General features: G+C 67.0%; 22 protein-coding genes and 1 tRNA gene. 11 read left to right on the forward strand and 12 right to left on the reverse strand.

Features of this window, described 5'->3' with window-relative positions; translation table 11 throughout:
- Window positions 1-114 precede the first annotated feature (114 nt).
- A complete protein-coding gene (locus ACFWU5_RS17885; protein WP_379239844.1) occupies window positions 115-1755 on the reverse strand; it encodes a peptide chain release factor 3 in 1641 nt (546 codons plus the stop codon).
- 280 nt (window positions 1756-2035) lie between these two features.
- On the opposite strand from ACFWU5_RS17885, the gene ACFWU5_RS17890 reads away from it, so the two are divergent.
- On the forward strand, window positions 2036-2659 hold the full coding sequence (locus ACFWU5_RS17890) for a 50S ribosomal protein L25/general stress protein Ctc (RefSeq protein WP_379239845.1): 624 nt from the start codon (window positions 2036-2038) through the stop codon (window positions 2657-2659).
- A gap of 23 nt (window positions 2660-2682) precedes the next feature.
- A complete protein-coding gene (gene pth / locus ACFWU5_RS17895) occupies window positions 2683-3264 on the forward strand; it encodes an aminoacyl-tRNA hydrolase (RefSeq protein WP_379239846.1) in 582 nt (193 codons plus the stop codon).
- 35 nt (window positions 3265-3299) lie between these two features.
- Here pth and ACFWU5_RS17900 read toward each other — a convergent pair whose 3' ends face one another.
- The gene (locus tag ACFWU5_RS17900) at window positions 3300-4943 is read right to left on the reverse strand and encodes a fatty acyl-AMP ligase (RefSeq protein WP_379239847.1); all 1644 of its coding nucleotides are present in this window, start codon (window positions 4941-4943) and stop codon (window positions 3300-3302) included.
- Window positions 4944-5050: 107 nt separating this feature from the next.
- A complete protein-coding gene (locus ACFWU5_RS17905; protein ID WP_379239848.1) occupies window positions 5051-5734 on the reverse strand; it encodes a lysophospholipid acyltransferase family protein in 684 nt (227 codons plus the stop codon).
- Window positions 5735-5833: 99 nt separating this feature from the next.
- Here ACFWU5_RS17905 and ACFWU5_RS17910 point away from each other — a divergent pair, with 99 nt between their 5' ends.
- Window positions 5834-6388 carry a TetR/AcrR family transcriptional regulator gene (locus tag ACFWU5_RS17910; protein ID WP_379239849.1) on the forward strand — a complete coding sequence of 185 codons (555 nt, stop codon included), beginning with the start codon at window positions 5834-5836 and terminating at the stop codon, window positions 6386-6388.
- On the opposite strand, the gene ACFWU5_RS17915 is transcribed toward ACFWU5_RS17910, so the two are convergent.
- Complete coding sequence (locus tag ACFWU5_RS17915; RefSeq protein WP_379239850.1) at window positions 6385-7563, reverse strand: aminotransferase class V-fold PLP-dependent enzyme; 1179 nt, start codon at window positions 7561-7563, stop codon at window positions 6385-6387. The genes ACFWU5_RS17910 and ACFWU5_RS17915 overlap by 4 nt on opposite strands.
- Before the next feature lie 121 nt (window positions 7564-7684).
- Here ACFWU5_RS17915 and egtA point away from each other — a divergent pair, with 121 nt between their 5' ends.
- The 4 genes from egtA to egtD all read left to right on the forward strand — a co-directional run bounded on the left by egtA (window position 7685) and on the right by egtD (window position 12288).
- Window positions 7685-8974: an ergothioneine biosynthesis glutamate--cysteine ligase EgtA gene (gene egtA / locus ACFWU5_RS17920; protein WP_379267971.1), complete on the forward strand. Its 1290-nt coding sequence runs from the start codon at window positions 7685-7687 to the stop codon at window positions 8972-8974.
- A gap of 175 nt (window positions 8975-9149) precedes the next feature.
- Complete coding sequence (egtB, locus tag ACFWU5_RS17925; RefSeq protein WP_379268002.1) at window positions 9150-10442, forward strand: ergothioneine biosynthesis protein EgtB; 1293 nt, start codon at window positions 9150-9152, stop codon at window positions 10440-10442.
- Complete coding sequence (locus ACFWU5_RS17930) at window positions 10442-11320, forward strand: class II glutamine amidotransferase (RefSeq protein ID WP_379267972.1); 879 nt, start codon at window positions 10442-10444, stop codon at window positions 11318-11320. Before egtB ends, ACFWU5_RS17930 begins: the two co-directional genes overlap by 1 nt.
- Window positions 11317-12288, forward strand: coding sequence for an L-histidine N(alpha)-methyltransferase (egtD, locus tag ACFWU5_RS17935; RefSeq protein ID WP_379267973.1), 972 nt, complete (start codon window positions 11317-11319; stop codon window positions 12286-12288). The genes ACFWU5_RS17930 and egtD overlap by 4 nt, the downstream gene beginning before the upstream one ends.
- Before the next feature lie 42 nt (window positions 12289-12330).
- Here egtD and ACFWU5_RS17940 read toward each other — a convergent pair whose 3' ends face one another.
- The 6 genes from ACFWU5_RS17940 to ACFWU5_RS17965 form a co-directional block, all read right to left on the reverse strand.
- On the reverse strand, window positions 12331-12705 hold the full coding sequence (locus tag ACFWU5_RS17940; RefSeq protein WP_379239854.1) for a hypothetical protein: 375 nt from the start codon (window positions 12703-12705) through the stop codon (window positions 12331-12333).
- A gap of 48 nt (window positions 12706-12753) precedes the next feature.
- On the reverse strand, window positions 12754-13395 hold the full coding sequence (locus tag ACFWU5_RS17945; protein ID WP_379267974.1) for a DUF2461 domain-containing protein: 642 nt from the start codon (window positions 13393-13395) through the stop codon (window positions 12754-12756).
- Window positions 13396-13408: 13 nt separating this feature from the next.
- On the reverse strand, window positions 13409-14107 hold the full coding sequence (locus tag ACFWU5_RS17950) for a hypothetical protein (protein ID WP_379267975.1): 699 nt from the start codon (window positions 14105-14107) through the stop codon (window positions 13409-13411).
- A gap of 286 nt (window positions 14108-14393) precedes the next feature.
- Window positions 14394-15374 carry a ribose-phosphate diphosphokinase gene (locus ACFWU5_RS17955; protein ID WP_379239858.1) on the reverse strand — a complete coding sequence of 327 codons (981 nt, stop codon included), beginning with the start codon at window positions 15372-15374 and terminating at the stop codon, window positions 14394-14396.
- On the reverse strand, window positions 15371-16861 hold the full coding sequence (glmU, locus tag ACFWU5_RS17960) for a bifunctional UDP-N-acetylglucosamine diphosphorylase/glucosamine-1-phosphate N-acetyltransferase GlmU (RefSeq protein ID WP_379267976.1): 1491 nt from the start codon (window positions 16859-16861) through the stop codon (window positions 15371-15373). The genes ACFWU5_RS17955 and glmU overlap by 4 nt, the downstream gene beginning before the upstream one ends.
- 89 nt (window positions 16862-16950) lie before the next feature.
- Window positions 16951-17021 (reverse strand) — tRNA-Gln (locus ACFWU5_RS17965).
- 225 nt (window positions 17022-17246) lie between these two features.
- Here ACFWU5_RS17965 and ACFWU5_RS17970 point away from each other — a divergent pair.
- The gene (locus ACFWU5_RS17970; protein WP_379239860.1) at window positions 17247-17885 is read left to right on the forward strand and encodes a TetR/AcrR family transcriptional regulator; all 639 of its coding nucleotides are present in this window, start codon (window positions 17247-17249) and stop codon (window positions 17883-17885) included.
- A gap of 160 nt (window positions 17886-18045) precedes the next feature.
- Complete coding sequence (locus ACFWU5_RS17975) at window positions 18046-18693, forward strand: TetR family transcriptional regulator (RefSeq protein ID WP_379239861.1); 648 nt, start codon at window positions 18046-18048, stop codon at window positions 18691-18693.
- 1 nt (window position 18694) lies between these two features.
- Here the strand turns inward: ACFWU5_RS17975 and ACFWU5_RS17980 are convergent, their stop codons facing one another.
- Complete coding sequence (locus ACFWU5_RS17980) at window positions 18695-19318, reverse strand: TIGR03085 family metal-binding protein (protein ID WP_379267977.1); 624 nt, start codon at window positions 19316-19318, stop codon at window positions 18695-18697.
- A 146-nt stretch (window positions 19319-19464) separates the two neighbouring features.
- Here ACFWU5_RS17980 and mfd point away from each other — a divergent pair, with 146 nt between their 5' ends.
- Together mfd and ACFWU5_RS17990 are read left to right on the forward strand one after the other, a co-directional pair.
- Window positions 19465-23076 carry a transcription-repair coupling factor gene (mfd, locus tag ACFWU5_RS17985; protein ID WP_379267978.1) on the forward strand — a complete coding sequence of 1204 codons (3612 nt, stop codon included), beginning with the start codon at window positions 19465-19467 and terminating at the stop codon, window positions 23074-23076.
- Window positions 23073-23780, forward strand: coding sequence for a MazG family protein (locus ACFWU5_RS17990; RefSeq protein WP_379267979.1), 708 nt, complete (start codon window positions 23073-23075; stop codon window positions 23778-23780). Before mfd ends, ACFWU5_RS17990 begins: the two co-directional genes overlap by 4 nt.
- A gap of 4 nt (window positions 23781-23784) precedes the next feature.
- On the opposite strand, the gene ACFWU5_RS17995 is transcribed toward ACFWU5_RS17990, so the two are convergent.
- Entirely contained in the window at window positions 23785-24366 is a 582-nt protein-coding gene (locus ACFWU5_RS17995) for a hypothetical protein (RefSeq protein WP_379267980.1), read from the reverse strand.
- Window positions 24367-24568: the final 202 nt, after the last annotated feature.

Raw genomic sequence — 24568 nt, forward strand, 5'->3', positions numbered from 1 at the left:
GCGCCCCCTTGTGTCCCGCTGTTGCGGGCACGATTTTTGTTCCTTCGTCGCAAAAATCGCACCCGCAACAGCGGGACGGGCGCAAACCCACCCAGGCTCGGCCGTCTGGGACAGTTAGTCGGCCGCGGCGACCAGCGGTTCCAGCGTGAGCTTCGGGTGTTCCTTCTCGATGTACTGCAGCCGCCACTTGTCGCTGAACAGTGCCAGAATCGCGCCGTCGGTGCGGGTGAACACCTCCACCCCACGCTGCCGATCCAGCTCGGGCGCGGACTCCGCGTCGGTGCGTCGGGCCAGCGTGAACGGCAGGAAGTCCAGCTGCGTTTCGACGTTGAACTCGCCCTGCATGCGGGCGGTGACCACTTCGAACTGCATCGGACCGACCGCGGCCAGCACCGGCGTCGCGTCGCCGCGGGCATCGTTGCGCAGCACCTGCACCACGCCCTCGGAGTCGAGCTGGTCGATGGCCTTGCGGAACTGCTTGTACTTGCCCGCACTCTGCGCGCGCAGGGTCGCGAAATGCTCGGGCGCGAAGCTGGGGATCGGCGGGTATTCGACCTTCTTCTCCACGAACAGCGTGTGCCCGGGAGCCAGCGCGGTCGCGTTGACCAGGCCGACGACGTCGCCGGGGTAGGCGGTGTCGACCGTGGTGCGTTCGCGGCCGAACACCGTGAGCGCGTACTTGGTGGCGAACGGGCGACCGGTCTGCGCGTGCGTGACCACCATGCCGCGTTCGAACTCACCGGACACGATCCGCATGAACGCCAGTCGGTCGCGGTGCGCGGTGTCCATACCGGCCTGCACCTTGAACACCACGGCGCTGAACGGATCACCGGTGGTGCGTTCCTTACCGGCGATATCGGCGCGCGCACCGGGCGCGGGCGCCAACTCGACCAGCGTCTCGAGCAGTTGCCGCACACCGAAATTCAGCATCGCCGAGCCGAAGATCACCGGCGAGGTCTGACCCGCCAGGAACATTTCCTGATCGTGGTCCTGACCCGCCGCCGACAGCAGTTCGCTCTCCTCGACCGCGGTCGTCCACGCCTCTTCCTCGCGCGCTTCCGCTTCGTCGGGGGTGAGGTATTCCTCGGGGGCGATCGTGGCACCACCGGCGGTACGGGTGAAGTGGATGTACTGCTGCGCCTCGCCCTCGGGCCCGCGACGCAACAGGCCACGGAAATCGCCCGCGATGCCGACCGGCAGGAACAGGGGAGTGGGCGTGAGGCCGATCCGCTCGCTGATCTCGTCGAGCAGGGCGAGGGGATCCTGGCCGGGGCGGTCCCACTTGTTGATCACGGTGATCACCGGAATGCCGCGATGGCGACACACCTGGAACAGTTTCAGCGTCTGCGGCTCGAGGCCTTTGGCCGCGTCGATCAGCATCACCGCGGCGTCGACAGCGGTGAGCACCCGGTAGGTGTCCTCGGAGAAATCGGAGTGACCGGGGGTGTCGACCAGGTTGATCACATTGTCGATATCGGACCCGGCGGCCCGGTAGTTGAACTGCAGCGCGGTCGAACTCACCGAGATACCGCGCTGCTTCTCCATCTCCATCCAGTCCGACACCGTCGACTTGCGACCGGCCTTACCGTGGATCGCGCCCGCCTCGGAGATCATCCTGGCGTGGAGCGCGAGCGCTTCGGTCAACGTCGACTTACCCGCGTCGGGGTGCGAGATCACGGCGAACGTACGCCGACGGGCCACCTCGGCGGGCAGCCCGCGTGGGGTGGTGGCGACGACTTCTCCGGACTCGGTCAACGGACGGGACCTTTCGCAGTGGACGGCAACCTATCCAGCGTAGTGGGCGGACCTATCGCCAGGTCGTCGGGGTGTGCGCCCTGATTTTTCCCGGCGATGCGGGTGCGGTATGGTTGGCGGGTTGTCTCGGCGAGGGTGAGTGCCCGTTTGGTGCGCACACCGTGATCGACGCGGCTCGGCTGAAGTATTTGGGCCGTCCTCGTTCGTTCCTTCGTCCGACGAGCAGACCTTGACCCCGCCAGTTGGGTCACCCATGACCAGCCGTAGGAGCGCATTCAGTATGTCCGACGCCAATCTGATCGAAGCCGCCGTCCGCACCGAATTCGGTAAGGGCGCCGCTCGCCGTACCCGTCGCGACGGCAACGTGCCCGCCGTGCTGTACGGCCACCACGCCGAGCCGCAGCACCTGTCGCTGGACGCCAAGGCGTTCGCCAAGATCCTGCGTCTGCACGGCACCAACGCCATCCTCAACCTGCAGATCAACGGCGAGCCGCAGCTGGCGATGACCAAGTCGGTCGTCGTCCACCCGATCCGTCGCTACATCGAGCACGCCGACCTGCTGATCGTCAAGCGTGGCGAGCGCGTCACCACCGACGTCAACGTCGTGGTCGTCGGCGAGGCCACCTCCGGCGCCCTGATCACCCAGGAACTGAACACCCTGTCGATCGAGGCCGACGCGATGAACCTGCCCGAGACCATCGAGGTCTCGGTCGACGGCATCGCGCCCGGCACCCAGATCCTGGCCGGCACCATCGCGCTGCCCGAGGGTGTCACCCTCGCCGGTGACCCGGAGGCGCTGATCGTCAACGTCATCGAGGCGCCGTCCGCGTCGCAGCTCGACGACGAGGGCGAAGGCACCGCCCCCGACGCCGTCACCGCGGAGACCGCTCCCGAGACCGCGTAACACCGCACACTACGATTCGGGCAATGACCGCCGAATCATCTGGGCCCGCGCTCGTAGTCGGACTGGGCAACCCCGGCCCCGAATACGAGCGCACCCGCCACAATGTGGGCTTCCTGGTCGCCGACGTGCTCGCGCAGCGCGTCGGCGGCCGTTTTGCTGTGCACAAGAAGTCCGGCGCCGACCTGCTGCAGGCGCGACTGGACGGCCGTCAGATCCTGATCGCGAAGCCGCGCACGTACATGAACCTGTCCGGGCGGCCGGTCGCGGCGCTGGCGAAGTTCTTCTCGGTGCCCGTGGATCAGGTGATCGTGGTGCACGACGAACTGGATCTGCCGTTCGGGACGTTGCGGCTCAAGCAGGGCGGTGGTGAGGGTGGGCACAACGGGCTGCGGTCGATTTCGCAGGCGTTGACCACCAAGGAGTACCTGCGGACCAGGATCGGGATCGGGCGTCCGCCTGGTCGGCAGGATCCTGCTGATTATGTGTTGAAGCCGTTTTCGGGGCCGGAGCGAAAAGAGGTTCCGGTGATCGTGGAGCAGGCTGCTGATGCGGTGGAGTTGTTGTTGAAGGTGGGGCTGGAAGCGGCGCAGAACAGCTTGCATTAAGCCTGGGGGCTGCGGATACCGCAGCCCCGTCAGCGTTACCGCAGGTGGACCGCGGTGGCGGCTCGGCGGAGTTTTCCCGAGGAGGTTTTCGGGAGTGCGCCGGGGCCGAGGACGGCGACGGTGCGGGGGCGCGCGCCTACTTCGGCGAAGACCTCGTGCACGATCTCCTTTTCGATTCGCTTGACCTCGTCGGGGAGTTGATAGTCGTTGGATTCGACTACCACGGCGAAGCTTTCGCGCTTTTCGCCCGCGTCCAAGCGTACCGCTACTGCGTTGCCGGGACGCACGCCCGCTACGCGCAGGGCCGCGCGTTCGATGTCGGTGGGGTAGATGTTGCGGCCGCCCATGATGATGACGTCCTTCATGCGCCCGCACACGACCATCAGGCCCTCTTCGGTGAAGTAGCCGATGTCGCCGGTGTCGAGCCAGCCGTCGGCGTCCTGGGCGGGGCGGAAGCCGTCGACGGTGACGTAGCCCGAAGTGACTGCGGGGCCGCGCAATTCGATCACGCCGACCGAGCGGACCGGCAGCGGTTGACGTTCGGCATCGACGACCCGGCCTTCCAGATCGTCGACCAGGTGACCCAGCGTCGGCAGCTTGCGGGGGGTGCCGTGGTGGCCGTCCTCGGCGATGGGCACGGCTTTGCCGACGGCTTCGAGCAGGTCCGCGTCGATGATGTCCAGAACCTGGCCGTGGCCGGGGTCGGGGATCGACACGGCCAAGGTGGTTTCGGCCATGCCGTAGACCGGCGTCAGGGCCATCGGGTTGAGGCCGAACTGTTGCCCGGCCGCGGCGAGCGCGGTCATGGTGTCGGGGTCCACGGGTTCGGCGCCGTTCCACATGTAGCGCACGCTGGACAGGTCCATGGTGCCCGGCTCGGCCTGTCGCAGGCGTCGGGCCAGCAGCGAGTACGCGAAATTCGGTGCGGCGGTGACGGTTCCGCGATATTTGTGGATCAGCTCGGCCCACAGCAGTGGCCTGGCCAGGAAGTCCAGCGGCGTCACGCACACCACTTCGGCGCCGAATTGCATTGGCACGCTGAGGAATCCGACCATGCCCATGTCGTGGAACAGCGGTAGCCAGCTGACCATCACGTCGTCGTCGGGCTGGAACTTCACCCGGTTGAACATCGCGTAGGCGTTGACGTAGAAGTTGCCGTGGGTTATTCGCACCGCCTTGGGCGATCCGGTGGACCCAGAGGTCAACTGCTGCAACGCGATATCGCCTTCGACGGTCGGCACGGGGTCGGTATCGGCGCCGTGGTGCAGGTCCTCGATCCGCACCACGGTGATCCCGCGTTCGCGCAGCACCGGTTCGGCGGCGGCGAACGGCGCACCGAGAACCACGGCCTTCGCCTCGATCATGCGCAGCACCGTTTCGGTGTCGCGCACCCAGACCTCGAGGTCGGTGCGTGGCGTGGGCTGATGCAACATCGTGATCGACGCGCCCCGCATCCAGATGGCCTGGCAGGACGGCGCGATATCGACCGGCAGACCGGCCAGCACGCCGACCGCGTCACCGTGCCCGATCCCGGCCGCGGCCAGACCACCCGCCATATGTCGCGCCTGACTATGGATCTCCCCCCAGGTCTGCCGTAATGGCGACTCCGGCTCTCCGGTGACCAGCCCCTTCGTGCTGGTCAACGCTGTGCCAAACATTTCGTCGGTGAACCTGCTCAACGTCGGTCTCCCTTTACGCCAACGATCGGTTACGGCCGTACCTTGAAGAAATCCCGCCCTGCCCCGCCGGTATCGATCCGGACCGACCCTCCAGCACCCCTGCTGAGTCAGTCCCTCGCAGCAAAGCTCGCTGCGTAGCGGTCTACATATGGTCTACCCGATAACGTGGCAATCTCCCGCATCAGCAGGTCCGTTGCCGCTCTGACCTGGGCGTGCTGCACAGCTGCGAGATCGCACTTCGCAGCTGCGGGATAGTGCCGAGCGGGATGGACGGTGACACGTACCTTGGTGAAACGCAACAGTTTCCGACCGCGAGGATTCATGCGATCGGTACCGTCCAAGACCACCGGCACCACCGGCGCCCCGGTAGCCATGGCAACGCGCAACACCCCGGTCCGTCCACGATAGACCTTCCCATCCCGCGACCGTGTCCCCTCCGGATGAATTGCCCACACCCCACCCCGCCCGACAATCCCGACAGCCGCCGCCAACGCACCAGCCGCCGCATCCCCACCGGCCCGATCCACCGGCACCTGACCTGCGGCGGTGAAGAACCACCGCTTGAACCGTCCGCGCAACCCCGTGCCCGCGAAATACTCCTGTTTCGCGAGGAAGGTGAGGCGCCGGGGGATCACCAGGGCGAGGTATAGCGAGTCCACGACGGCCAGGTGGTTGGCGGCGATGATCACCGGTCCTGTGCGTGGAATGTGTTCCAGCCCTTCGACCTGCGGGCGGCCGAGTAGGCGAAGTATCGGGCCGATGAGGACGTATTTGCACAGCAGGTACCACACGGGGTTGCCCTTCCGTAGACAGTGTCTACCGAACCCTAGTAGACACTGTCTACCGGTGCCATGGATCGAGCGATCGCGGCGGTGTGCAGAATTGCCGGTATGCCTGAACCCTTGCGCGAGCGCCTGATCGACGTCGGCGTCGATCTGCTCGAGACCGAGGGGTTCGGTGCGCTCGGGCTGCGGGCCATCGCGCGAGCGGCGGGGGTTTCGCACGGGGCGCCTCGGCGGTGGTTTCCCACGCATGCGGCGCTGTTGGCCGCGATCGCCGGGCGGGGGTTCGGGGAGTTGCGGGAGCGGTTCGTGGTGCTCGGCGCGATCGAGGATCCGCGGGAGCGGTTGCGGCGGATGGCGGTGGATTATGTGGATTTCGCGGTGACGCGGCCGCAGATGTTCACGCTGATGTTTCGGCACGATCTGCTGGCGGGGGCCGGGGAGAATCTGCGGGCGGTCACGAAGCCGCTGTATGGGCAGGTGGTCGAATTGGTGACGGAAGTGACGCCCGAGTCCGCGCCGCAGCGGGCACTGGCGCTGTGGACCAATGTGCATGGTTTGGCCACGATCGCTGTCAATCGGAGCTTGGAAATCGTTGCGCCCGAGCAGGATCCGCGGGTGCTCGCGGATCGGATCGTCCGCGAGCATCTCGCCAGGGTCTAGCGGGTGAGGTCGGCCAGGATGGTGACGAAGCGGTCCAGGTCCTCCTGGGTGACGAAGTAGTGCGGGGAGGCGCGCAGGATGGCGGGGAGGGCGCGTTCGGTCATGTCGAACAGGGTGGAGCCCGCGTGGCTGACGGTGACGGTGATGGCGTGCTCGGCCAGGCGGTCGCGCAACTGTTCGGGGTCGTGGCCGTCGACGGTGAACGAGACGATGCCGCTGTGCTCGGTGCCCAGGTCGCGCACGGTGACGCGGGGGATTTCGGGCAGGGTTTTGCGCAGGTAGTCCGCGCGGGTGGCGATGGCTTCGTAGACCTGCGTGGGTCCCAATTCCAGCAGGTAGTCCACGGCGGCGCCAAGGCCGAGGCGCGCGGCATACCCGGCTTCCCAGAATTCGAAGCGGGAGGCGTCGGGGGCGAGGCGGTACTCGTCGGGGCGCACCCATTCGGCGCTGTGCAGGTCCAGGCGCGCGGGTTCCATCGACTGCGCCAATTCCGCACGCACATACAGGATTCCGGTGCCGCGAGGGCCGCGCAGCCACTTGCGTCCGGTGGTCGACATGGCGTCGACGCCGAGCTCGGTGACGTCGATGGGCAGCTGACCGGTGGATTGACAGGCATCCAGCAGGACCAGTGCGCCCGCTTCGTGGGCGATTCTGGTGGCTTCCGCGACGGGGTTCACGAGGCCGCCGTTGGTGGGTGCGTGCTGCAGCGAAACCAGTTTCACGCGCTCGTCGAGCATGGTCGCCAAGGCGTCGGTGTCGAGGCGGCCGGTGTCGTCGCTGGGAATGCGCTCGACCGTGGCCCCGGTCTGCTTCGCGCGCTGCAGGGCGGCGATCGCGTTGCTGGCGTAGTCGGCACCGGAGAGCAGGATCCGGTCGCCGGGATTCAGGGGCACCGAGTAGGCGAAATCGGCCCATGACCGGGAAGCGCTGTCGCTGAGCGCGATGGTGTCCGCGGAGGTTCCGAGCAGCGTGCCGATCGAGGTCTTCACCTTGTTCAGGTCGTCCAGCCGCTCGTTAGCTGCCTGGTAGCCACCGATCGCGGCTTCGCGCCGCAGGTGCGCGATCATCGTGTCGAGCACGACCTCGGGCGGCAGCGACGATCCGGCACTGTCGAGGAAGACGTGACCGGGCGAAAGTCCTGGGATGGCGGCTCTGATCGCGGCGAGATCCAACATGGCCCCGACCTTAACGCCTTCGAACCGTTGTCCTCATCGCCATTTTCTGTCGGTGGGCGTCGCTACTCTGGAATGAGCGAAACGCAGGTTCCCCGGCAGCACGCAGCACGTGGAGGTTGGTATGGCGGTCACCCTGGAACGTTCTTCGTGGCCCGATTACGCGCCTGACCAGGGCGAACTATCGTCGCGGGTGGCCGCGGAGGCGTACGTCGGCGGCGTCTGTTTCAAGCTCGGACCACCTGCGCTGATCGGCGCCGAACTGGAGTGGCTCACCGCCGGACCCACCGGTTCCCGCCCCTCGTTGCAGCAACTGGCCGCGGCCCTCGGGTCGCACGCACCGACCTCCATCGCCCCCGATTCCGCGGCCGTTCCACTGCCCGGCGGGAGCATGGTCACCATCGAACCCGGTGGTCAGATAGAACTTTCCAGCGCACCGTTCGCCGATCCGGCCGCGCTGACACAGAATTTGCGCGCTGATGCGACCCGTTTGCGGGAGTTGCTCGCCGCCCGTCAGATCAGCATTTTCGCCGCCGCCGCCGACGCGGGCCGTCCCGCGCAACGCTTGCTGCGGATGCCCCGGTACACGGCGATGGAAGACCGTTTCGGCGGCGTCGGCCCGTTCGGCGCCCTGATGATGTGCAATACCGCTGCCACGCAGGTCAGCGTCGATGCCGGCGCCGATCCCGCCGAAGTGCGAGCCCGCTGGACCGCCCTGTACGTGCTCGGCCCCACGCTCATCGCCGCCTTCGCCTGCTCGCCGCGCCTGCACGGCGTCCCGCCCGGTGACTGGGCATCGCAACGAATGCGCACCTGGTTGCGCCTCGATCCCTCACGCACCCGACCCCCGGTCGCCGATTGGGCCGACCCGATCACTTCCTACGCGCATTGGGCCCTCGACGTTCCCCTGTTGTGCGTGCGCTGCACCGACCTCGACGCCGACTGGTCCCCGCCGCCCGGCGCCACCTTCGCCGACTGGTTGTCCGGCGCGCTCGATGACGAGGTGGGCCGTCGCCCGACCCGCGCCGACCTGGACTACCACCTGACGACCCTGTTCCCGCCGGTCAGAGCCTCCGGCCACCTCGAAGTCCGCTACCTCGACACGCAACCCGGCGAAGGGTGGACAACGCCGATCTCGCTGTTCGACGCGCTGCTGTCGACGCCCGCTGTCGTGGCTGAGGCGACTGGTCTCGCCGCGCCGACGGCAGGGGAGTGGTTGACTGCGGCCCGCCGCGGACTAGCGGACCCGCAATTGCGCCGCGCCGCTGTAGATGTGCTGGAGCTCGCGGCCGCTCATGCGCGAACTCCCTCTGCGGCAATGGAATTGGCGCGCGCTGCGAACCGGTGCAGGGCGGGCCGCAGTCCGCTGGCCGAGGTCGCCTCGTCAGGCAACGGTGCAGGCGGACCGCGGTGAGTCCATCGTCGTCTGGGCGTGGTCCGTCGGCCACCGTCTGCCCGCACACCCACCGTGGACGCGTGCGGACGAGCTCCACGACCGCTGCACCGCCCGAAGTCATTGTCGAACAATCTGTTTCGGAGCCGCACTCGTGACACTTTTCGCCCCCGCCGACCACAGTCATCGCGACCGAATGCGCGCCAGGATCGCCGACGTCCTGTCGCGTGCGCGTCGACGCACCACCTTGCTCACCGACAGCGTGGACGAAGCCGATCTCGTCGCGCAGCATTCGCCGCTGATGTCGCCGCTGGTCTGGGATCTCGCGCATATCGGGAACCAGGAAGAGCTGTGGTTGGTGCGCGATGTGGGCGGGCGCGAGGCGGTGCGCGCCGATATCGACGAGCTGTACGACGCGTTCAAGCATGCGAGGTCGAACCGGCCTTCGCTGCCGTTGCTGAATCCCGAACAGGCGCGCGGCTATATCGGCTCGGTGCGCGACAAGGTTCTGGACGTGCTGGATTCCAGCGACCTGACCGGTAATGAGCTGGTGGACAACGGCTTTGCCTTCGGCATGGTGGCCCAGCACGAGCAGCAGCACGACGAGACCATGCTCGCCACGCACCAATTGCGAATCGGCGCGCCGGTGCTGTCGGCACCGCCCGCCCCCGTCGCGCAGGTACAGGTCGGCGGTGAAATAGTCGTTCCCGCAGGCGAATTCGTGATGGGCACCTCCGCTGACCCGTGGGCGCTGGACAACGAACGCCCCGCGCATCCGGTGCACGTCGAGGGCTTCGCGATCGATGTCGCCCCGGTGACCAACGAGCAGTACCTCGCGTTCATCGACGACGGTGGTTACGACCGCCCCGAACTGTGGTCGGAACGGGGCTGGGCGCATCGGGAAGAGGCGGGGTTGGTCGCACCGCAGTTCTGGGAACGCGACGGCGACCGGTGGACCCGCATGTCCTTCGGCGCACGAATCCCGTTGCGGCCCAAACAACCTGTGGTGCACGTGTGTTGGTTCGAAGCGGAGGCCTACGCCCGCTGGGCAGGCAAGCGACTACCGACCGAGACCGAATGGGAGAAGGCGGCCCGCTTCGACCCGAAAACAGGTGCGTCCCGGCGGTATCCGTGGGGTGAGGACGAACCCGCCGCACACCTGGCCAACCTCGGCCAACGCCACCTGGAACCCGCCGAGGTCGGCGCCTACCCCGCCGGCGCGTCGGCGACCGGCGTGCACCAGCTCATCGGTGACGTCTGGGAGTGGTGCGCTTCCGGTTTCGAGCCGTACCCCGACTTCCGGGCGTTCCCGTACCCCGAGTACTCGAAGGTCTTCTTCGGCGGTGACTACCGCATCCTGCGCGGCGGCTCCTTCGGCACCGACGAGGTCGCCTGCCGCGCCACTTTCCGCAACTGGGACCACCCCATCCGCCGACAGATCTTCGCCGGCTTCCGCCTGGCCCGAGACCTGCGCGAGGACGAACGCTGATGTGCAGACACCTCGGATACGTCGGCCCGCCCGTGCGTGTCGGCGAACTGATGATGCGCGGCCCTCACTCGCTGTACGTCCAGTCCTGGGCGCCGAGCGAGATGCGCGCGGGCGGCACGATCAACGCCGACGGATTCGGTGCCGCGTGGTGGCGTCGCTCGGACGTCGAGGGCGCCCGCGACACCGTCGCCCGCTACCGAAACCAGGCCCCCATCTGGACCGACCCCGCCGTCGCCGAGGTCCTGGGCCACCTCGAATCCCGCTCGGTGATCGCCGCCGTCCGCTCGGCCACCATCGGTATGCCGATAGAACGCAACGCCTGCGCCCCCTTCACCGACGAACACTGGGCCTTCAGCCACAACGGTGTCGTCCCCGACTGGCGAACAATCCTCGTCGCAGTCCTGGCCGACCTCAACGAGGTGTTCGCAGCCGCGCTGCCTCCTGCGACCGAATCCTCCGATCGCCGCGCGCTATTCAGTTCGCCCGCCGTCCTCTTGGAGGCGGAGTCGCTCACCGATTCCGCCGCACTATGGGTGCTGTTGCGCGGCCTACTCGCGGCGATCACACCCGAAGGCCCGGTCACCTCCCCGGCCGACGCCCTACAGCTGCTCGTCGCGACCGTCCTCCGACACCAACCGACTGCCCGCTTGAACCTGTTGCTAGGCAACGGAGTTCACCTGTGGGCCACCACCTGCTGGCACTCCCTGTCGGTCCTGGTTGCCGACGACTACACCGTGCTGTCCTCCGAACCCTACGACGCCGACCCGCGCTGGCAGCCCATCGCCGATCACCAACTGATCACCGCCACCCCCGGCCACTGCACCATCACCGAGCTCCACGCTCTCGAAAGCCCCACAACCGAAAGGGCCCGTTCATGACCGCGCCGCTGCTGGACATCCACCTCACCGACGACGATCTCACCACGGCCTTACGCACCGACGCCCGCACCGGCCTGACCGCGACCCCGAAGTCCTTGCCCCCCAAGTGGTTCTACGACGCACGCGGCAGCGAACTGTTCGAGCAGATCACCGAACTGCCCGAGTACTACCCCACCCGCACCGAACGCGCCCTGCTCGAAAGCGTCGTCGGCGAGATCGCGCAGGCCGCGCACGCAGAGGTGCTGGTCGAACTGGGTTCGGGCTCGGCCGCCAAGACCCGCCTGCTACTGGACGCGCTCACCGCCGAAGGCTCGCTGAAAACCTATGTCCCGCAAGATGTCTCCGCATCCGCGCTGCAAGGCGCCGCAGACCAGATCGCCGCCGAATACCCGAACCTGTCCGTGCACGGCGTGGTCAGCGACTTCACCGACACCCTGCACAACCTGCCCCGCGGCGGCCGCCGCATGATCGCCTTCCTCGGCGGCACCATCGGCAACCTGGTCCCCGCCGAACGCGCACAGTTCCTGGCAGGCATCAACGAGGTCCTCGAACCCGGCGAACTCCTGCTGCTGGGCGCGGGCCTGGTCATCGACCCCGCCGTCCTCGTCCCCGCCTACGACGACGCCGCAGGGGTAACCGCCGAGTTCAACCGCAACGTCCTGCACGTGCTCAACAACCGCCTCGACGCGAACTTCACCCCCGAAAAATTCGACCACCTCGCCATCTGGGACCCGGAAAACGAGTGGATCGAAATGCGCCTGCGAGCCACCGAACCGATGACCGCCACCATCAAAGCCCTCGACCTCACCGTCGAATTCACCGCAGGCGAAGAAATGCGCACCGAGATCTCCGCCAAGTTCCGCCCCCAGTCCCTCACCGAAGAACTGGACAAAGCAGGCTTCACCCCCACCCGAACCTGGACCGACCCCGACAACCGCTTCATCCTGGCCCTGGCCGAACGCCGCTGACCCCCGCGGTCACGGACCGCGGCGAACAGCAGAGAGGACGAACTACAGGTCGAGTTCGTCGGCGAGGTATTCGCCGCTGATCAGGTTTTCGTCGCCTTCCAGGTCTTTCTCGACGCCTTCTTCGCCGTTGATGCGGTCGTCGTCGAAGAGGTCGCCGTCGACGTTGTCGTCGCCGACTACGCGCATCGCGACTTCTTCGGCGGGGCGCTCGTCCTCTTCCATCGCCTCGTGGCGGGCGCCGCGTTCGGAGTACTCCTCGGAGACTTCCTCGTTGATGCCGAGAAAGCCGTCGGCGTCGGCTTCGTGGTTGCGGATCACGTAGTCGGCGGGCGGGTCCTCCACGTAGCGCTCGTACTCGACGATCTCGTCGGCTTGTTCGTCGTCGCCCATGTCCATGTCCAGCGGTTCACGGCTCATGGGTTCCAGTATCGGCCTCGAAGGGCCATCCGTCACGAACCACGCCAGTCAGTCGACGCCTTCCAGGACCGCCGCGAACCACTCGACCAGCGGTCGCAGCTCGTTCCAGGCGCGGCGGATTTCTTTCGCGGCGGCGGGGGTGGGCAGCCAGTCGGGTGCGCCGAAGTCGCGGTGCACGGTCAGCGATTTGTAGCGGAGCAGGTCGATGCGGGGGTGGTCGGCGGGGTAGCCGCGTGGCTTGGTTTTGAGCTTGTCGTCGCCGAGTGCGAAGCCGGCGGCCGAGGTGGAAGCCAGGATCTTCTCGAGTTCCGGGCCTCGCACATCGTCGTCGATCGTGGCTCGCAGGACGGCCAAGGCGGCAGTCGACGGACGGAAGCAACCGCCCGCGATGAACAGGCCCGCCGCCCCGATCTGCACGTACCAGCCGACGCCGGGCGCGACGCCGGCCACCGCGCCCTGATGGGTTTTGTAGGGCAGTTTGTCGGCGGAGAACCGGACATCACGGTAGGGCCGGAAGATCTTCGCCTGCCCGAACTCCGCCGCGAGTTCGGCGGTCAGCGCGACCATCGGGGCGCGCACCGACTCGTCGTACACGTGCTTGTGCGCGTTCCAGAAGGCCTTCGAATTGTCGGCCTCGAGATCTTCGTAGAAGTCCAGGCCGGCGAGCGGGAATCCGGTGAAAGCGTCCATCGGTGCGGGTGTCTCAGTCCTGTTCGGGGATCAGTGCGGCGTCGAAGAAATAGATCCGGATCGCCAGGCCCGCCAGCAGCGAGGTCAGGGCCGCGATCGCGGACCAGTACCCGAGCTTCTCACCCTTCTTGTGGGCGTACAGGCCGAAGCCGATGCCGAGCACGCCGAAGATGATCGGGAACAGCAGCAGCGCGATCGTCGCGAAAACGAACGCGACCATCGACCAGGTCTGTCGGCCGGGGGTGCCGGAATCGGTGTCGTCGTTGTCGGACGGCAGGCCGCCGTAGTCGACCTGAGGTCGCTCGGGGTGTTTGTGGTCGCCGGGCACATCGCGGGCATCGGGGGCCGTATCCGAGACAGCATCGGACAGCGAGTACGACACCGCCGGTCGCTGCGGCTTCTTGTCCTCGGCACGCCGATCCGCGGACGTCGGCGCGGTATCGAAGATCGAAAAAGTCACCTCGGACTGCCCCTCGTCCGACGAACTCTGCTCGGCAGGTTCATCGACCGCCGAGTACGACACCTCGGGCCGCTCGTGCTGCCCCAACGGCTTGCGCCGCACACCCTGCCGCGGAAGATCGGACTTCGAAGAGAGCTCGCGCCGCGCTGATGCGTCGGGCTTCGCGGATGACTCGTCTTGCCCAGATGGCTCAGGTTTGGCGTGGCGAGGCCGATGCTCGGCAGGTGAATCGGGGTCCTGCGGTGTGCTCATCGAAACCTCCCTGGTCGGGGCGATCGGTGCAACTAACCGCTACCAGTATCGCCCGCCGCACCCCCGTCACCCCCGATCGGCCACACCAACGCGATAACGACCAGCCCCGACGACGAGCACACCCGACCGTCCCCGAACCGACGCGAGGCACCCGTGAGCGGGGATTCCATAGCGAGGATTGCCAAAAGCGGGATAATCCGTCCGCGGGATATCCAGGAGCGGGAAACAGCACCACCAGAAACGGCCCCCCGGCGAATGCCGAAGGGCCGTGCTGGAGGTCGAAAGACTAGGCGTTGCCGTTGAACAGTCCCGTCACGGAACCGTTCTCGAAGACCTCGCGGATGGTGCGAGCCAGCAGCGGCGCGATCGACAGCACCGTCAGCGTCGGGAACTTCTTGTCCTCGCTGATCGGCAGCGTGTTGGTGATGACAACTTCCTTGGCACCACAGTTCGCCAGTCGCTCCGCAGCCGGATCGCTGAGCACACCGTGCGTGGCCGCGATGATCACGTCGCCCGCGCCGGCTTCCTTGAGCACCTTCACCGCACCGGCGATGGTGCCACCGGTGTCGATCATGTCGTCGATCAGCACGCAGGTGCGGCCTTCGACGTCACCGACGACGCGGTTGGACTTCACCTGGTTGGGCACCAGCGGGTCGCGGGTCTTGTGGATGAACGCCAGCGGCGTGCCGCCGAGCGCGTCGGCCCACTTCTCGGCGACCTTCACGCGGCCCGCGTCGGGGGACACGACCGCGAGGTTGTCCGACGGGTAGTTGGTGCGGATGTAATCCGACAGCTGCACCAGCGCGTGCATGTGATCGACGGGGCCGTCGAAGAAGCCCTGGATCTGGTCGGTGTGCAGGTCGACGCTGATGATGCGGTCGGCACCGGCGGTCTTCAGGAGGTCGGCGACCAGGCGAGCGGAGATCGGCTCACGGCCGCGGTGCTTCTTGTCCTGGCGCGCGTACGGGTAGAACGGCAGCACCGCGGTGATCCGCTTGGCCGAACCACGCTTGAGCGCGTCGATCATGATCAGCTGTTCCATCAGCCACTGGTTCAGCGGCGCCGGGAAGCTCTGCAGCACGAAGGCGTCGGAACCGCGCACCGACTCCTCGAACCGCACGAAGATCTCGCCGTTGGCGAAGTCGGTCGCGGTCTGCGGCGTGATGTCGACGTCGAGTTCCTTGGCGACCTGCTCGGCCAGCTCGGGATGTGACCGGCCGGCGAAGAGCATCAAGTTCTTCTGGTTGTCGATCGAGAACGCGGTCACTGCTGGTTGCCATCCTTTTGCTCGATTGTCTTCGAAGACGTCTCGTCTGCCGCGATGGCTTCCGCCGCCGCGAGCGCCGCAGCGGTTCCTGGACGGTTGCGCTGCACCCAGTTGTCGAAATTGCGCTGTGGTCCACCCGACACGGCAAGTGCGCCCGGTGGAACGCTTCTTCGCAGTACAGTACCCGCCCCCGTATACGCCCCGTCACCCACGGTGACCGGCGCGATGAACATGGTGTCGCTGCCGGTTCGCACGTGGGAACCGACCACAGTGTGGTGCTTGGTCACCCCGTCATAGTTCACAAAAACGCTGGACGCGCCGATGTTGCTGTGCTCGCCGATGGTCGCGTCGCCGACGTAGGTGAGGTGCGGCACTTTCGAGTGGGCACCGATCGAGGCGTTCTTGGTTTCGACGAACGCGCCGAGTTTGCCTTCCTCGCCCACCACAGTGCCGGGCCGCAGGTAGCTGAACGGGCCGATGGACGCGCCGTCGCCGATCTGGGCGTGCGTGCCGTGCGTGCGGACCACGCTCGCGCCGGTCCCGACGAGCACGTCGGTGAGCGTGGTGTCGGGTCCGATCTCGGCGTCCTCGCCGATCTCGGTGGTGCCGAAAAGCTGGGTACCCGGCCGCAATACGGCGTCGCGGCCGATTCGTACACTCGCGTCGATCCAGGTCGAGGCGGGGTCGATGATCGTCACGCCCGCGCGCATGTGGCGTTCGAGGATGTAGCGATTGAGAGTGGCGCCCGCCTGCGACAGCTGCACCCGGTCGTTCACACCGGTGACCTTGTTCGAGTCGATCAGCCGCGCGCCGTGCACGGGATGACCGGCTTCGCGGGCCAGGCGCAGCACGTCGGTGAGGTACAGCTCGTGCTGGGCGTTGGCGGTGGACAGCCGCCCGATCATGGTCCGCAGCACCGACGCGTCGAACGCGTAGACACCGGAGTTGACCTCTTTGATCTTGGCCTGCGCGGGGGTGGCGTCGGCGTGCTCGACGATCTCGGCGACCTGGCCGTCGTCGTCGCGCACGATCCGGCCGTAGCCGTTGGCGTCGTCGGGCACGAAGGTCAGCACCGTCACCGCGGGGCGGTCGGCATAGCTGCGGTGCTCGTCGAGCAACGCGGAAAGAGTGTGGCCGTCCAGCAACGGCACGTCGGCCGAGGTCACGAGCAGGTCGCCGTCGAAGTCCGCTGGGATCGATCCCAGTGCGCACTGCACCGCGTGGCCGGTTCCCAGCTGCTGTTCCTGCAGCGCGCACACGATCTCGCGGCCGAGTTCCTTGCCCACATCCGCCACGGCGGCACTGACCTTCTCGCGGTCGTGCCCGACAACGGTGATCAGGTGGGTCGGATCGATCTCGACGGCGGCGTGCAGCGCGTGCGACAGCATCGAACGGCCTGCTAAGGGGTGCAGCACTTTCGGAGTCTTCGACCGCATTCGCGTTCCTGCACCTGCTGCGAGAACGACGACGGCGGTCTGCGGTGGCATGGATCTCCCTCGGCTGCCTGTCAGCGAGTGCTGTGGCGGGTTCGGTCGGTAGACGGTGCGGGCCGACGATACGTCACTGTGTCCGTGTGCTCCGCCGCCAGGACTCGAACCTGAACTATCTGAACCAAAATCAGAGGTGCTGCCATTACACTACGGCGGATTGCGACACCAGTGGGCCGCGAGAGCCCACCACTGTGCTACGGCACGGCTAGATCCTCGCACACGATCCCGCCGTCGGGCGAATCTTGTCCACGCCTGTCGTGCCCGACCTCGAACGACGTTGTTAGCCTTCTGGAACGCACGTACTGATCTCGTGAGTCGAAAACGCGGAGAGGCGGGGGAGCTCATGTCGTCTGGTGAGCCAGGTCGGACAACCAGGCCGAGGATGACCGGTACGCAGCGCAGGCAGCAGTTGATCGAGATCGGGCGGGCGTTGTTCGCCGAGCGCGGGTACGACGCGACCTCGATCGAGGAGATCGCCCAGCGCGCGCAGGTGTCCAAGCCGGTGGTCTACGAGCACTTCGGGGGCAAGGAAGGCCTCTACGCGGTGGTGGTGGATCGCGAGATGTCGATGCTGCTGGAGATGGTCACCTCCTCGCTGACCCGCAACCGGTCGCGGGTGCGGTTGGAGCAGGTGGCGCTGGCGCTGCTGACCTACATCGAGGAACGCACCGACGGTTTCCGCATCCTGGTGCGCGATCAGCCCGCGCCGTCGGTCGACGGCCGGTACTCGAGCCTGCTCAACGAGGCCGTCAACCAGGTCGCGCATCTGCTCGCCGGTGATTTCGGTCGACGCGACCTCGATACCAGCCTTGCCACGCTCTACGCGCAGGCCCTGGTCGGCATGGTCTCGACCACCGCCACCTGGTGGTTGGACGAGCGCACCCCGCCGAAAGAGGTGGTCGCGGCGCATCTGGTCAACCTGTGTTGGAACGGTTTGAGTCATTTGGAAGCCGAACCGGGTCTCAGCTCCGAATGGAATACGGGGACTACACCGACCAACGGTGGGATAACCGGACGATAGCGCGCGTACGTGGAACCGAATCCTTGATTCGGCTGCCGCATTGCTGCCTGGTGGTACGGTTCACCCATCCTTTTGGGTGCTGCCGGGCGGTATGTCGAACGAATTTCGGGATGTCGGTCTACTTCAGGATGGCTGGATTATTGGATGACAGGCGGATCTGATGGCTAGGCAAGCACGCGCGGAGATCACCCGCGACTCCGTCCTTGCTGGCGCTGCCGATGTCTTTCTCCGTTTGGGCTACGCCAACGCGAGCCTGAGCGAAATCATCGCGCAGTCCAATGTGACCAAGGGCGCCTTGTACTTTCACTTCGGCTCCAAAGAGGAGCTGGCTCGGGCGGTGGTCGATCAGGGCAACGAACGCCTGATCGGGTCCTGCCAGGGTTTCTTCGATTCCCGAGTCCCCGCGCTGGAAGCGGCCATCGGGATCACGTACGTGGTGGCCGATCTGTCGATGAACGATCCGATGGTGGGCGCGATGCTCAAGCTCACCCACCAGATCGGCGACTATCGCGGCGCCCAGGGCGACAACATCGCCAAGACCTGGGGCGAAACCTACCGGTTGCTGTCGGAGCGGGCGATCGCCCAGGGCGACCTCAGCGCCGACCTGGACCCGGATGTGGTCGGGGTGCTGCTGCAGGAACTGATCGCGGGCGTGCACATCGTGGCGGTCGGGACCGAGTCGATGGAGCAGATGGCGGCGCGGATGGAGCGGGCCTGGTATTTCGTGCTGCCGTCGCTGGTGCCGTCGGAGAAGCTGTCGTACTTCCGGGAGTTCGCCGCACGTCGGCTGCGTCGCTACATCGTGTAGTTCATACGCTTCTGTCGGTGGCGAGGACTGCGTTGACGTCGGCTTCCGCGCCCGTCGGGACGATCCGGACTTCGTCGCGTCCGAAGGCGTGCAGCAGCAGTTCCGAGGGTGGCCCGGTGAGCACGACTTCGCCGCCGCCGCCGCGATGTGCGGTGATCCTGGCGCCCTGCGGGGTCGCGAGGACGACCGGCACGGGTGACTTGCGATAGGCCGTACGGGCTACCGCGCGCAGTGCGGTCCACAGGCGGTCTTCGTCGCGGGCAGCCAATTGCCTTGGCTCCCATCCTGGTTCGGCCCTGCGGACGTCTTCGTGGTGGATGAACATCTCGGTGAGGTTGGCGAACGCGTCGACCGGGCGCAGCGGCGACCACCACGGGGGCCCGGTGCGGACCAGCTCGAGTAGTTCGGGGAACGACTTCCGCGCGTATTCCGCCTGTTTCGCGTCGAGATATCCGGCCAGCGGGCTGAGCACGATGCCCGCGGCGGCGTCGGGTCTGCGTTCGCGGACCACCAGGTGCGCGGCGAGGTCGTGCACGGTCCAGGTCCCGCACAGGGTCGGCGCGGTCGGCCCCGCGGCGGCCATGGTGTCGGCGAGGGCATGTCGTTCACGTCGAGCCAGACTCACCCTTGCACCCTACGCGCGCACGTGCATCGGCGAACGGACCCGCGTGTGGGCGGGCGCTACCGGCGGCACCGGACTTGTCGGACCCGGTGACTAGACTTCGGGATGGTCACCTCGCCCATTCCCGTCTGCGCATTCAGGAGCGAACAATGTCCTCCCTTCGTCCTCCGCTCGCCGGTCTGGCCGAGGCGGTCGCGGGTGACGCCGCGCTGCGGAAGGTCACCGATCTGGTCGGTAAGTCCGGGGTGGAACTGGTCGCGCCGTCGGCGGTGCGACCGTTCGTGGCCGCGACCATGGCCGACCAGCGCCCCCTGGTGGTGGTGACCGCGACCGGCCGCGAGGCCGATGATCTGACCGTCGAACTCACCGAGATGCTCGGCCCGCAGGTGGCCATGTTCCCGTCGTGGGAGACCCTGCCGCACGAACGGCTGTCGCCCGGCCCCGACACCGTGGGTCGCCGGCTCGAAGTACTGCGCAGACTGGCCCATCCCGAGGACACCGTCTATCCCGAACCGCTGCGCGTGGTGGTCACCACGGTGCGGTCGCTGATGCAGCCGATGACGGCGGGTCTTGGCGATATCGAACCGATCGTGCTGCGAGTGGGCAGCGACTACGAGTTCGACGAATTGCTTTCCCGCCTGGTCGAATTCGCGTATACCCGGGTGGACATGGTCGGCAAGCGCGGCGAGTTCGCGGTGCGCGGCGGCATCCTCGATCTGTTCGCGCCGACCGCGGATCATCCGGTGCGCGTGGAGTTCTGGGGTGACGAGGTCTCCGAGATCCGCCCGTTCTCGGTCGCGGATCAGCGGTCGCTGGGGGAGACCACCCTCGATGTCGTGGTCGCGCCGCCGTGTCGCGAACTGCTGCTCACCTCGTCGGTGCGCGAACGCGCGGTCGAGGTCGCCGCCGATCACGAAGCCGACGCGTCGCTGGTCGAGATGCTGAACAAGATCGCCGAGGGCATCCCCGTCGAGGGGATGGAGGCGCTGCTGCCGGTGTTGGCGCCGGGCAAGCTCAGCCTGCTCACCGAGGCGCTGCCGGAGGGCACCCAGCTGCTGCTGTGTGATCCGGAGAAGATCCGTACGCGCGCAGCCGATCTCGTGCGGACCGGCGAGGAATTCCTCGAAGCGTCGTGGACCGCGGCCTCGTTCGGCAGCGACGCGCCGCTGGGCGCCAACGGTCTCGACCTGGCCGCCTCCGGCTACCGCAGCCTGCCCGAATTGCACACCAGCGCAGACCTTCTCGGCCTGCCGTGGTGGACGATCAGCCCGCTCAGTTCCGGCGATCCGATCGAGGTGACCCTGCCGGTGCAGGCGGGGCCCACCGCGCGCGGGTCCGAGGAACTGGTCGCCACGATCTTCGCGTCGCTGCGCGCGCACGTGGCCACCGGTGGTCGCGCGGTGGTCGTGGTGACCGGCCACGGCACCGCGCAACGCGTGATGGAACGGTTGGGCGAAGCCGAAGTGCCCGCCGCACTGCTGCCTTCCGGCGGCGTCCCGGAGCCCGGAGTCGTTGGGGTGCTGTGTGGTTCGCTGCACGACGGTCTGATCTTCGATGACGCCGGTCTGGTGGTGGTCGCCGAATCCGACCTCACCGGCAACCGGGTCACCGCGCCGTCGGAGGGCAAGCGACTGCCCGCCAAGCGCCGCAACCAGGTCGACCCGCTCGCATTGACCTCCGGCGACATGGTGGTGCACGACCAGCACGGCATCGGCCGGTTCGTGGAGATGATCGAACGCACCATCGGCGGTGCGCGCCGCGAATACCTGGTCATCGAATACGCTCCCGGCAAGCGCGGTCAGCCCGGCGACCGGTTGTTCGTGCCGATGGAATCGCTGGATCAGCTGTCCCGCTACGTCGGTGGCGAACTACCCAGCCTGTCCAAGCTCGGTGGGTCGGACTGGGCGAACACGAAACGCAAGGCGCGCAAGGCGGTTCGTGAGATCGCCGGCGAACTGGTGCAGCTGTACGCGGCTCGTCAGGCCGCGCCCGGTCACGCCTTCGCCCCTGACTCGCCGTGGCAGTTGGAGATGGAGGACGCGTTCGCGTTCACCGAGACCGTCGACCAGATGACCGCCATCACCGACGTGAAGTCCGATATGGAGAAGCCGGTCCCGATGGACCGGGTGGTCTGCGGCGACGTGGGTTACGGCAAGACCGAGATCGCGGTGCGCGCGGCGTTCAAGGCGGTGCAGGACGGCAAGCAGGTCGCTGTCCTCGTGCCCACCACCCTGCTCGCTCAGCAGCATCTGCAGACCTTCACCGAACGTGTCGCGGGCTTCCCGGTGACCGTGCGTGGGCTGTCGCGGTTCACCGATGCCAAGGATTCCAAGGAGATCCTGGCCGGCCTGGCCGACGGCTCGGTCGACATCGTGGTCGGCACGCACCGGCTGTTGCAGACGGGCGTGCGCTGGAAGGACCTGGGCCTGGTGATCGTCGACGAGGAACAGCGTTTCGGTGTGGAGCACAAGGAACACATCAAGGCGCTGCGCACCCACGTCGACGTGCTCACCATGTCCGCCACGCCGATCCCGCGCACCCTGGAGATGAGCCTGGCCGGCATCCGCGAGATGTCGACCATCCTCACCCCGCCCGAGGAACGGCACCCGGTGCTCACCTATGTGGGCGCGTACAACGACAAGCAGGTCACCGCCGCCATCCGCCGTGAGCTGATGCGCGACGGTCAGGTGTTCTACGTGCACAACCGGGTGTCCTCGATCGACAAGGCCGCCAAGAAGATTCGCGATCTTGTGCCCGAGGCGCGTGTGGTGGTGGCGCACGGTCAGATGAACGAGGACCAGCTCGAGAAGACCGTACAGGGGTTCTGGGAGCGCGAATACGACGTGCTGGTCTGCACCACGATCATCGAGACCGGCCTCGACATCTCCAACGCCAACACCCTGATCGTGGAACGCGCTGACTCCCTTGGCCTTTCGCAGTTGCACCAGTTGCGTGGTCGCGTCGGGCGTTCGCGGGAGCGCGGGTACGCCTACTTCCTGTACCCGCCGGAGAAGCCGCTCACCGAGACCGCCTACGACCGTCTGGCCACCATCGCGCAGAACTCCGACCTCGGCGCGGGCATGGCCGTGGCCATGAAGGATCTCGAAATCCGTGGCGCGGGCAATGTTCTCGGCGCCGAGCAGTCCGGTCACGTCGCCGGTGTCGGTTTCGATCTGTATGTGCGACTGGTCGGCGAGGCCGTGGAGGCGTATCGGGCCGCGGCCGATGGCAAGCCGATCACCACCGAGGAGAACAAGGAGGTGCGCATCGACCTGCCCGTCGACGCGCACATCCCGCCCGACTACATCGCCAGCGACCGCCTGCGCCTCGAGGCCTACCGCAAACTCGCGTCCGCACAGGACGATACGGCCCTGTCGGCGGTGATCGAGGAGCTCGTCGACCGCTACGGCGCACTGCCGGTGGAGGTCGGCCGTCTGGTAGCGGTGGCCAAGCTGCGCCTGCTCGCGCGCGAGTACAACGTGTCCGAGATCGTGGTCACCGGCCCGTCGTTGAAGATCGGCCCGCTGGATCTGCCCGATTCCAAACAACTTCGGCTCAAGCGCCTGTATCCCGCCGCCACCTACCGTCCCGCCAGCGGCCTCATCCAGCTGCCGCTGCCGCGCGTGACCGACAGTGTCGGTGCCGACCGGGTGCGCGACGTGGCCGTGCTGCAGTTCGTCGCCGACTTCCTGCTGGTGATGGATGGCAAACCCCAAGGGATGGTGGATCTTTCGGTCCCGACGGAAGCTTCGCAGCGATGAGCCCCGACGTTTCGCAGGAACAAGCCGACACGGCAGTAGTGGCAGCAGGCCTGGCCGACGCCGTCGAGGTCATGGACCGCCTCTGGAACTTCGGCGGCTGGGAACGCACCCAAACCCACGACTCGCTGCGCCCCTACCTGCTCGAGGAAACCTACGAACTCCTCGACGCCATCGGGGCAGGCGACGCCGAAACCATCAAGGAAGAACTCGGCGACCTACTGCTACAGGTGCTGTTCCACTCCCGAATAGCCCAGGACGCAGGCGAATTCACCGTCGACGACGTAGCCGCAGCCCTGGTCGACAAACTGGTCCACCGCAGCCCCTACCTCACCGACGCGGACTTCTCCCAGGGCACGTCGGTGGCCGACAAGATCGCCGCGCAGGAAAAGGCCTGGGAGGAACGCAAATCCGCGGAGAAGGCCCGCCGCTCCTGCCTGGACGGCATAGCCATGGCCCAACCCGCCCTGGCCCTCGCCGAAAAGATCCGAACCCGCAGCGCCGCAGCGGGCCTGCCCGACGACTTGATCCCGCAGACCCTGCGCGTAGTCGAGTTGGGCGGCCCGGATTCCGCTGAGGAACGCCTCCGCAAGGCAGCCCTGGCCTTCGCCGACGCCATTCGCTCGGCCGAGGACGCCGCCGAAGCCGACCGGGGCACTCGCACAGCTCTCACCGCCGACGACTGGCGCACCTACTGGCCACGCTGAGCGCTCACGGCACGAAGATGTCTGCACCGGCAGGAACGCTGGGGTGGTTGGTCGTGAGGTCGATGTGTACGCGGCCGCGACCGGTGGCGAGATCGACCGTGGGCGATGCGCGGTCGAGCAGCTCAGGCTCGCAGTAGACGTTGATGCACAGGTACGGCTCCACCGACCGGGTTTCCGCGCCCGCCGCACCTGTGTCGAGGTTGCGCCAATGCACGGTGGCAGTCAGATTGCACGCTCCCACCGGGACCGACGGAAGCAGCCAGAAGCCGGCGGTGAGGTGCAGTGAGACGACGTGTTCGGCACCGACCGGAGTGTTCGGGACGTACGGGTTTCCGACGAGCGGACCGTCGTAGGCCGTGCCGCCCGCGGTGACCGGCCCGACGCAGATGTCGTCGCCGATGGTGGCGGTCGGCCCGATCGTGAACCGCGACATCACACACGGCCGCGTGCCGTCGTTCGGATCCGAGTGATAGGGCACGCACCCGTTATCCGGGCCACCATGGTCGGCCTGGGCCACAGCGGGAACGAAAGCAGCGACCCCGAGCAGGCCCGCCGCCCCTGCGCACAGCGATTTCCTGACGTTCATGACTCACCCTGTCGTCGTCGACAAACGGTCAGTTACCGATGAGCTAACGATACTCCGCCGGTCAAGGCGTCCTCGCTGGATCTGAGACCTTGCTGAGATCTTGTGGACAATCCCGCGCGCGCCAGCGGGCAAGGGCCACACCGCTTTAGACTCGAAGCAGCTCGTCGTTCGCGGCGGGGAGCAGGGGTCCGGCGAGTGTCGA

The organism is Nocardia sp. NPDC058640 (assembly GCF_042716995.1).
Classification (GTDB): Bacteria; Actinomycetota; Actinomycetes; order Mycobacteriales; family Mycobacteriaceae; genus Nocardia.

Coding starts and splice junctions, on each gene's coding strand:
- ACFWU5_RS17915 (WP_379239850.1), bottom strand. CDS start 7,563: ATGTTGGATCTCGCCGCGATCAGAGCCGCCATCCCAGGACTTTCGCCC.
- ACFWU5_RS17945 (WP_379267974.1), bottom strand. CDS start 13,395: ATGGACGCTTTCACCGGATTCCCGCTCGCCGGCCTGGACTTCTACGAA.
- ACFWU5_RS17890 (WP_379239845.1), top strand. CDS start 2,036: ATGTCCGACGCCAATCTGATCGAAGCCGCCGTCCGCACCGAATTCGGT.
- ACFWU5_RS17995 (WP_379267980.1), bottom strand. CDS start 24,366: ATGAACGTCAGGAAATCGCTGTGCGCAGGGGCGGCGGGCCTGCTCGGG.
- ACFWU5_RS17990 (WP_379267979.1), top strand. CDS start 23,073: ATGAGCCCCGACGTTTCGCAGGAACAAGCCGACACGGCAGTAGTGGCA.
- ACFWU5_RS17950 (WP_379267975.1), bottom strand. CDS start 14,107: ATGAGCACACCGCAGGACCCCGATTCACCTGCCGAGCATCGGCCTCGC.
- ACFWU5_RS17970 (WP_379239860.1), top strand. CDS start 17,247: ATGACCGGTACGCAGCGCAGGCAGCAGTTGATCGAGATCGGGCGGGCG.
- ACFWU5_RS17940 (WP_379239854.1), bottom strand. CDS start 12,705: ATGAGCCGTGAACCGCTGGACATGGACATGGGCGACGACGAACAAGCC.
- ACFWU5_RS17930 (WP_379267972.1), top strand. CDS start 10,442: ATGTGCAGACACCTCGGATACGTCGGCCCGCCCGTGCGTGTCGGCGAA.
- glmU (WP_379267976.1), bottom strand. CDS start 16,861: ATGCCACCGCAGACCGCCGTCGTCGTTCTCGCAGCAGGTGCAGGAACG.
- mfd (WP_379267978.1), top strand. CDS start 19,465: ATGTCCTCCCTTCGTCCTCCGCTCGCCGGTCTGGCCGAGGCGGTCGCG.
- egtA (WP_379267971.1), top strand. CDS start 7,685: ATGGCGGTCACCCTGGAACGTTCTTCGTGGCCCGATTACGCGCCTGAC.
- pth (WP_379239846.1), top strand. CDS start 2,683: ATGACCGCCGAATCATCTGGGCCCGCGCTCGTAGTCGGACTGGGCAAC.
- egtD (WP_379267973.1), top strand. CDS start 11,317: ATGACCGCGCCGCTGCTGGACATCCACCTCACCGACGACGATCTCACC.
- egtB (WP_379268002.1), top strand. CDS start 9,150: ATGCGCGCCAGGATCGCCGACGTCCTGTCGCGTGCGCGTCGACGCACC.
- ACFWU5_RS17910 (WP_379239849.1), top strand. CDS start 5,834: ATGCCTGAACCCTTGCGCGAGCGCCTGATCGACGTCGGCGTCGATCTG.
- ACFWU5_RS17975 (WP_379239861.1), top strand. CDS start 18,046: ATGGCTAGGCAAGCACGCGCGGAGATCACCCGCGACTCCGTCCTTGCT.